This window comes from Nocardiopsis coralliicola (genome assembly GCF_054779695.1).
Genome location: NZ_BAAGXT010000047.1, coordinates 39,567 through 45,674, shown reverse-complemented (window position 1 = coordinate 45,674; position 6,108 = coordinate 39,567). Strand labels below are relative to the sequence as shown.

The window sequence follows — 6,108 nt, the reverse complement described above, 5'->3', positions numbered from 1 at the left end:
GCCGCTGCCCCGCGTCCGGGCCGGCCCGCCGCCCGCCCGGCGCCCCTCGGCGGCGTGCCGCGCGCCACGCGCGCGCCGGCCGATCCGACCCGGCAGAGGTACCGACCGGTGCCCTGTGTGCCGGATACTGGAGTGATGCGGTGTTCCGGTGCCGCACGTGCGCACCGGCCCGCTCCGACCACCTCTCACGCTCCTTGGAGATGCCGCCATGGCAGTCACGTCCGACTCCGTCGACACAGCGCCCGTGTCCGCGGGGACGGCCGCCGAACCGGCGCCGTCCGGCTCCGGACTGGGCGAGCTCTGCGTGCTCATGAAGCTCGGCGAGATCGTGCTCAAGGGCAGCAACCGCAAGCTCTTCGAGCGCCGCCTGCACAACAACATCCGCAACGCGGTGCGCGACCTGGGCGAGGTCCGGGTCAGCCAGCGCGGCTCCGGCGTCATCATCGTGCGCCTGCCCGGCGCGTCCGACCTCGAGGTCGCGGCGATCGCCGAGCGCATGCACGACGTGATGGGCGTGGTGTGGGTGCACCAGGTGCGGCGCGTCGCCAAGGACATCGACGCCATCACCGACATCGCGCTGCGCAGCCTCGCCGGCGCCTCCGGCAGCTTCGCGGTGCGCGCCCGCCGCCGCGACAAGCGGTTCCCGCTGAACTCCTCCGAGATGGCCGTGCACATCGGCGCGCGGATCAAGGAGCAGTTCGGCCTGCCGGTGCGGCTGAAGAACCCCGACAACACGGTCTTCATCGAGGTCGACAAGGACGAGGCGTTCGTCTTCACCGACGGCACGCCCGGCCAGGGCGGCCTTCCGGTGGGCATGAGCGGGCGCGGCTTGGTGCTCATGTCCGGCGGCATCGACTCCCCGGTCGCGGCGCACCGGATGATGCGGCGCGGGCTCAAGGTCGACTTCCTGCACTTCTCCGGCATGCCGTTCACCGGCCCGGAGTCGATCTACAAGGCGTACAGCCTGGTGCGCGAGCTCGACCGGTTCCAGGTCGGCTCGCGGCTGTTCGTGGTGCCGTTCGGCAAGGCGCAGCAGCAGCTCAAGAGCTCGGGCACCGAGCGGCTGCAGATCGTCGCCCAGCGCCGGCTGATGCTGAAGACCGCCGAGGCGCTCGCCGACGACCTGGGGGCCGAGGCGCTCATCACCGGCGACGCACTGGGCCAGGTGTCCAGCCAGACGATGGCGAACCTGACCGCGCTCGACGACGCGGTGGACCTGCCGATCCTGCGGCCGCTGATCGGCATGGACAAGACCGAGATCATGGACCAGGCGCGCCGGATCCGCACGCTGCGGATCTCCGAGCTGCCCGACGAGGACTGCTGCACGCTGCTCACGCCGCGCCAGGTGGAGACGGCGGCGAAGGTCGGCGACCTGCGCCAGATCGAGCGCCGGCTGGACGCCGAGGAGCTCGCCGAGCACCTGCGCGGCTCGGCCCAGCTGCACAAGCCCAGCTTCCGCGGCGACGCGGCTCCGGGCCGCCTCTGAGCGGCCGGGGGCCGCGCGGCCCCCGGCGCCCGCCCGCCCCGCGGGCCCGCAGCGGTCCGGCTGTCTTACCGAGCGGGCCCTTCGGCTCCTGCCTGCGCTCCAGGCAGGAGCCGAAGGGCCCTCTGCTGCTCCCCCGGCCCCGCGCTCGCCCGGTTCCCGGGCCGCGCTGGAGCGGCCGGGCCGCCGCAGCTCAGGCGACGGCCGGCTCCGCGGCCGGGGTGAGGGTGCGGCCGAGCAGCGCCGCCATGGACTCGGCGGTGGAGCGGAGCTCGGCCAGTTCGGCGTCGTCGGCGAGGGCCTGCGGGCCGTCGCAGAGCGCGGTCTCCGGGCGGGGGTGCACGTCGACGATCACGCCGTCGGCGCCCACGGCGAGCGCCGCGCGGGACAGCGGCAGCACCAGCTCGCGCTTGCCGCCGGAGTGCGACGGGTCGACGATCACCGGCAGGTGCGAGAGGCTCTGCGCCACCGGGACCGCGCTGATGTCGAGGGTGTTGCGGGTCGCCTTCTCGAAGGTGCGGATGCCGCGCTCGCAGAGCACGATGTCGAGGTTGCCGCGCTGGGCGATGTACTCGGCGGCCATCAGCCATTCCTCGATGGTGGCGTTCATGCCGCGCTTGAGCAGCACCGGCTTGCCGGCTTCGCCGACCGCCTGGAGCAGCGCGAAGTTCTGCATGTTGCGGGTGCCGACCTGGAGCATGTCGGCGTGGCTGGCGACCAGCTCCACGTCGGCGGCGTCGACGACCTCGGTGACGATCGGCATCCGGGTCTCGTCGCGCACGTCGGAGAGGATCTTCAGGCCGTCCTCGCCGAGGCCCTGGAAGGCGTAGGGCGAGGTGCGGGGCTTGTAGGCGCCGCCGCGGAGCAGCGCCGCGCCGGCGGCGCGCGCCATCAGCGCGGCTTCGAGGGTCTGCTCGGGGGTCTCCACGGCGCACGGTCCGGCGATGACCGTGGTGGCTCCGCCGCCGATCGGCACTCCGGCCACGCGCACCTGCGACCCGGCCTCCTGGTTCTCCCTGCTCACCAGCTTGTAGGGGGCGGAGATGCGGAGGACGTCGCTGACGCCCCGCATGGCGCGCAGGTCGAGGCTCTCGAACTGGCGGACGTCGCCGACGAGGCCGACGATGGTGCGGCTGACGCCGCGGGTCACGTAGGCGTCGCCGCCAGCGGTCGCGACCAGGTCGACAACGGCGTCGATGTCGGCGGAGGTGGCGCCGGGCGCCATGACGATGACCATGTTCGGTCCTGCTTTCCGAGTCCGGGTGCGGGCCGGCGGCCCCGGAGCACGGAAAAAGCCCCGGGCCGACCGGCCCGGGGCTTTTCGCGTTCGTCCGTTAGAGCAGCGCTCGGCGGGCGACCGTCCATGCCTGGGGCCGGTAGCCATAAAAACGCCAAAAGCTCTGCTGCATGGCTGCGACTATAGCGCACGCCGACCAGCGTGCCGGCCATCCGCCGCGCCCCCGCTCCCGGCGCCGGGTACGCGCCGCGGCCGGATCCCGCGCTGTGCGGGCGCTCCCGGGCCCGCGGCCCGGTGCGGGCCGCACGGAAGCAAACGTGCCGGCGGCCGTCGCGCACGGGGCGCGGCCGGCGGGCGCGCCGACCGGGTGCACGCGCGCCGGCCGCCGCGGGGGTGCTGCCGCGCGCGCCGTCTCCAGCTGGCAGGATGGGCGGCCGGGGCGGTGCCGACGGAACTGCCCGGAGGGCAGTGCGCGGGGGCGCCGGAGAGGGGGTTTGGCGTGGCACAGGACCAGCCGCGGGCAGGGCCCGCCGCGGCGCGCCCGGAGGACCGGCCGGCTCTGCCGCCGGGCCAGCACGTCCCGCGCGAGACGGCGGCCGTCCACTACGGCCGCGTCCCCCGGTTCCGCCCGCACCGCTGGGACCTGCGCGTCTACGGCGCAACCGCCGACCCCGGCGGGCACCGCTGGACCTGGGAGGAGTTCCAGGACCTGCCGTTCAGCGAGTCGGTCGCCGACTTCCACTGCGTGACGCGCTTCACCCTCCCGGCCATCCGCTGGGGCGGCCTGCACACCGCCGACCTGGTCCAGCTGGCACCGCCCGGACCGGACGCCACCCACGTGATGGCGTGGGGCGAGTACGGCTACAGCGCCAACCTCCGGCTGGACGACTTCCTCCGCGACGGCGTGCTGCTGGCGACCCACCGGCACGGCGCCCCGCTGGCACCCGAGCACGGCCACCCGCTGCGCCTCGTCGTACCGCACCGGTACGGCTGGAAGAGCGTGAAGTGGCTGCGCGCGGTCGAGTACCTCACCGCCGACCGCCGCGGCTTCTGGGAGGAGCGCGGCTACCACAACCTCGCCGACCCGTGGTCGGAGCAGCGCTACTCCTACCAGGAGTCCCCCGGCGAAGGCCCGCCGCTCAACTGACCGCGGACGGCGGGCGGTACCCCCGGGCCGGCCCCGCCCGCGCGGCCGCCCCCTGCCGCCGCCGGTGCGCGACCGGCGCCGGGAACCGGGAGCCGGGGAAGCGCCGCGGGGCCCGCGCCGGCCGGCCGGCGCACACCGGACTGCGCCGGAGTCCACCGCGGCGGTGCACGACCGCAGCGCCTTCGACAGCACCGGGCAGCGCGGCCGGCCCCCGCTGCCGCGGGCCCTGCCACCGCGCGGAGCACCGCGGGCGACGGCGGGGCCGCCCTGCTCGGGAGCGCTTGGCCCGAGCGGCAGTCCGGCCGCCGGCCCGGGGCGCCGGGAACGCGTCCGGGCCCGCCCGCTGATCTCGGTACCGGTGCTGCCGGTGGTGCTCTCCGGTGGCGTGGGGGCGGCGCTCGCGCCGCCGTCAGCGGGTTCCGCGAGGAGCTCGCCGCCGGGCGCACCGCCGCCGAGGCACTTCCGCGCACCCCGCCACCGGTCCAACCGGCCCTGGGTGCGCCCGTCAGAGTCAGCACCGCCGCCGGGCCGCCGCAGGACCGCCGCAGGCACGGGGACGTCCGCGCTGCCTGCAGAGTCCCGGTACTCCGCCGGCCCGGGGATCGGGCAGGGCCCCGGATGCCGGGGGCGGGGCAGGGCGAGCGGACCAGCGCAGGCTGCAGCGCCTCCCGCTCGTCCGCCAGCGCACCGGCCCGGAGCCGGAACACCCGCCGTCCGGCCGCTCCGGGCCGGGTGCCGGCCCTCCGCTGCTCAGGGGGTCCGCCAGAGAATCCCGCGACCGCCGTCCGGGCGCCCGCACCGGTGTGCTCCCGGGGCATGCGGGTCCGCCCTCCGCAGCGCCGCCCGTACGGCGCGCACGCCGCCGCCCCGTCACCCGGGAATGCGCCGCCCGGCCCGGGAAGGCCCCTGTCAGGGGCGGCCCGGCGGCCGCGGGATGCGCATCTCGATCTCGGTCCCGGCTCCGGGAGCGGTGTCGACGGCGGCCGTACCGCCGAGGTCGCGGAGGCGGCCGCGCACCGACTGGGCGAGGCCCAGGCGGCCCTCTGCTGCGGCGCGGTGCGGGCGCTCCGGATCCATACCCGGTCCGTCGTCGCGGACAGTGACCACCACCGCGCTGCCCTCGTCCTCGATGAGGATCCAGGTGCGGGTCTGGGGCGGGCAGTGGGCGCGCACGTTGTCCAGAGCGGCGGCGACCGCGGCGGCCGCCTCCCCGGCGGCCGGCCCCGGCAGCAGCACCGGTCCGGCCGGCGCGGACACGGTCACCCGGTCAGCGGCGTGCGCCATGATCAGCACCTTCAGGTCGGCCTCGCCAGGATCGGCTCCGGCGGCCCTGCCCCCTCCCGGTGCGGCCTTCCCGGCCGGCTGCGGTGCGGTGGCCGCCAGCAGCCCGGCCGGGGCGGGGCGGTGGTTTGGTCCGGTGGCGATGAGGGCGCGGAGCCGCTCCTCCTGCTCGCCGGCGAGCCGTCCCAGGTCGGCCGCTGCGCCGCCGGCCTCCGCACCGCGGCGGCGGACCATCGCGAGCACCTGCAGCACCGAGTCGTGGATGGAGCGGGCCAGCCGCTCCCGCTCGGCGGTCCGCGCCTCGGCGGCCACGGCCTGGGCCAGCCGCCGCTCGGCCTCGGCCGCGGAGTGGGCGAGGTGGCCCATGCAGTAGCCGGCCAGCAGCAGCAGGACCACTCCGCGGGGCACCGCGGCCGTGATCTCCAGCCCCAGTCCGGCGCGGACGGCGATGTCGACGACTCCGTGCGCCAGCGCCAGGGTGAGCGCCCACCGCCGGCCCGCGACGACCGCCACCGCCAGCACCGCACCGGCGAACCACGTGGTCGTCAGCGGCGGGGAGAGCTTGAGGTAGCCGGGCTCGACGGCGGCCGCGGTGGCGGCGAGGCAGGCCAGGGCCACCGCGGCGTCCGCGGCCGCGAGCCGCAGGCCGGCGCTGCGACCGGCAGCGGAGCCGCCCAGCCGGCCATAGGCGTAGGAGCTGCCCGCCGTCCAGGCGGCCATCACGGCCAGGACCGCGATGGCGACGGGTACCGAGGCGATGAGCGCGTGCGTGGTGGCCGCCAGATAGGCGGCATAGGCCAGGGACGCCACCCGGAAGGCGGTGATGGCGCGCCACAGCGGGGCAGCGAAGCCCATGCGGTCCTCCTCCCCCGGGTCGCCTGGGGCCGCTGCACGGCCGGGGGCGCCGGGCAGGGCAGGGGCAGAGCGCGTTCCCGGCGCGGGCGCGCGGGGCACCCGCGG

Annotated in this window: 4 protein-coding genes; 2 read left to right on the top strand and 2 right to left on the bottom strand. The window is 76.6% G+C overall.

The annotated features are described in order from the left end of the window. Positions 1-208: 208 nt before the first annotated feature. Positions 209-1,486, top strand: a complete 1,278-nt coding sequence (thiI, locus tag ACYVGT_RS23835; RefSeq protein ID WP_460862517.1) for a tRNA uracil 4-sulfurtransferase ThiI — start codon at positions 209-211, stop codon at positions 1,484-1,486. A 190-nt stretch (positions 1,487-1,676) separates the two neighbouring features. On the opposite strand, the gene aroF is transcribed toward thiI, so the two are convergent. Next, positions 1,677-2,720, bottom strand: coding sequence for a 3-deoxy-7-phosphoheptulonate synthase (gene aroF, locus ACYVGT_RS23830; RefSeq protein WP_460862516.1), 1,044 nt, complete (start codon positions 2,718-2,720; stop codon positions 1,677-1,679). Between the two features lie 499 nt (positions 2,721-3,219). Here aroF and ACYVGT_RS23825 point away from each other — a divergent pair, with 499 nt between their 5' ends. Continuing rightward, complete coding sequence (locus tag ACYVGT_RS23825; protein ID WP_460862514.1) at positions 3,220-3,867, top strand: molybdopterin-dependent oxidoreductase; 648 nt, start codon at positions 3,220-3,222, stop codon at positions 3,865-3,867. A gap of 909 nt (positions 3,868-4,776) precedes the next feature. On the opposite strand, the gene macS is transcribed toward ACYVGT_RS23825, so the two are convergent. Beyond that, a complete protein-coding gene (gene macS, locus ACYVGT_RS23820; protein ID WP_460862512.1) occupies positions 4,777-6,003 on the bottom strand; it encodes a MacS family sensor histidine kinase in 1,227 nt (408 codons plus the stop codon). Positions 6,004-6,108: the final 105 nt, after the last annotated feature.

Coding starts and splice junctions, on each gene's coding strand:
- thiI (WP_460862517.1), top strand. CDS start 209: ATGGCAGTCACGTCCGACTCCGTCGACACAGCGCCCGTGTCCGCGGGG.
- aroF (WP_460862516.1), bottom strand. CDS start 2,720: ATGGTCATCGTCATGGCGCCCGGCGCCACCTCCGCCGACATCGACGCC.
- macS (WP_460862512.1), bottom strand. CDS start 6,003: ATGGGCTTCGCTGCCCCGCTGTGGCGCGCCATCACCGCCTTCCGGGTG.